General features: G+C 68.5%; 1 protein-coding gene and 1 pseudogene. One reads left to right on the top strand and one right to left on the bottom strand.

The window, feature by feature from the left end:
• Positions 1–70 precede the first annotated feature (70 nt).
• A complete protein-coding gene (locus tag MZTS_RS08320; protein ID WP_009867550.1) occupies positions 71–1,339 on the bottom strand; it encodes an IS256-like element ISMex3 family transposase in 1,269 nt (422 codons plus the stop codon).
• A gap of 97 nt (positions 1,340–1,436) precedes the next feature.
• Here MZTS_RS08320 and MZTS_RS08315 point away from each other — a divergent pair.
• Positions 1,437–1,532 (top strand): annotated as a pseudogene (locus tag MZTS_RS08315) (IS5/IS1182 family transposase); the annotation flags it as partial.

The raw sequence follows: 1,532 nt of genomic DNA, 5'->3' as shown, positions 1-1,532 counted from the left end.
TTACGGCTTCGATGAAAGACGGCGCGCTGGAAGTGCGGGAGCTATGCAGGATTTTAGGTGACGGAGGCGGTCAGGCGGCGCGGTGATCTGGGCTCGCGGTGACCTCGGTCCCGTCGCGGAAGATGACGCCGGCCACGACCTTCGGCAACTGGTTTTCGCCCTTCAACCGTCGCCAGGTTTTCGAGGCTGCCATCACCAGCTTGAACACCATCAGCTTGGCGGTCGTGGCCGAGAGTGCACCTTTGGTCCGCACGGTCCGATGCCGCACCGTGGCGAACACGCTCTCGATCGGGTTCGAGCTGCGCAGGTGGTCCCAGTGCTCGGCCGGGAAGTCGTAGAACGCCAGCAGCGCCTCCCGGTCCTTGGTCAGGCAGGTGGCGGCGCGCGGGTACTTGGCCCCGTACTTCTCGACGAAGACAGCCAGCGCCGCCTCGGCCGCCGCCCGGGTCGGCGCACCGTGGATCTCACGCAGATCCACCTTCATCGCGCCCTGAACGGACTTCGGCACCTTGTCGAGGACGTTGGCCGCTTTGTGAACCCAACACCGTTGGTGAGCGGTGCCCGGAAAGACCTCGTCCAGGGCCTGCCAGAAGCCGAGTGCGCCGTCGCCGACCGCGATCTCGGGCGCGATCGACAGCCCACGCCGCTTCACGTCGACGAGCAGCTCGCGCCAGCTCTGGGCGCTCTCGCGCACGCCCACCTGGAAGCCGACGAGTTCTTTCCGGCCCTCGGGCGTCGCCCCGATCAGCACGAGCATGCACTCGGCCTGGTCCTCCATCCGGGCCTGCAGGTAGACGCCGTCGGCCCAGACATAGACGTAGCGGCGTGCGGAGAGATCGCGGCCCTGCCAGCGGGCATACTCGTCCGCCCAGGCCGCGGTCAGCCGGGCAATGACGGCCGGCGAGAGGTTCGGAGCATCCCGACCCAGAAGGGCGGCCAGCGCCTCCTGGAAGTCGCCGGTCGAGACACCGCGTAGGTACAGGACCGGCAGTAACGCATCCAGGCTGCGGGTGCGCCGCGCCCACTTCGGCAGGAGCGTCGAGGTGAACCGAACCCGGTCCTCAGATCCGCTCGCGCCGCGATCTCGGACACGAACCCGCGCCACCGGCACCGGGCCGATGCCGGTCTGGATCGCCCGCTCCGGGCCATGGCCGTGCCGCACCAGCCGCGCGCGTCCGTCCGGAAGCCGCAGATCCTGCATCGCGCTCAGGAACGCGTCCGCCTCCATCTCAACAGCTTGGGCGAGCAGGCGGCGGGCCCCGGCGCGCAGCACCTCGGTCAGGGGATCGTCGAGGTCTTCGGGCTGACGAAGCCGGACGATGTTGGTAGGTGTCTCCATGGCGTATCGCTCTCGCTGAGAGGTTCTGGCAGGCTTCGACACCCGCCTCGATACGCCGCCTTCAACACACCGTCGTCACCCAATCTCCCGCATAGCTCTGCCGCCCTGGGCGGCGGTCTACCAGCAGGCACAACGCTGGCTGTCGGCCGGCTGCTTCGAGCAACTGGCCGAGGACCTTCGCGCCTGGCGTAGC

It is taken from the genome of Methylorubrum zatmanii, assembly GCF_014845115.1.
Classification (GTDB): domain Bacteria; phylum Pseudomonadota; class Alphaproteobacteria; order Rhizobiales; family Beijerinckiaceae; genus Methylobacterium; species Methylobacterium zatmanii.
The sequence above is the reverse complement of the archived record's forward strand: the minus strand, read 5'-3'. Positions and strand labels throughout refer to the sequence as shown.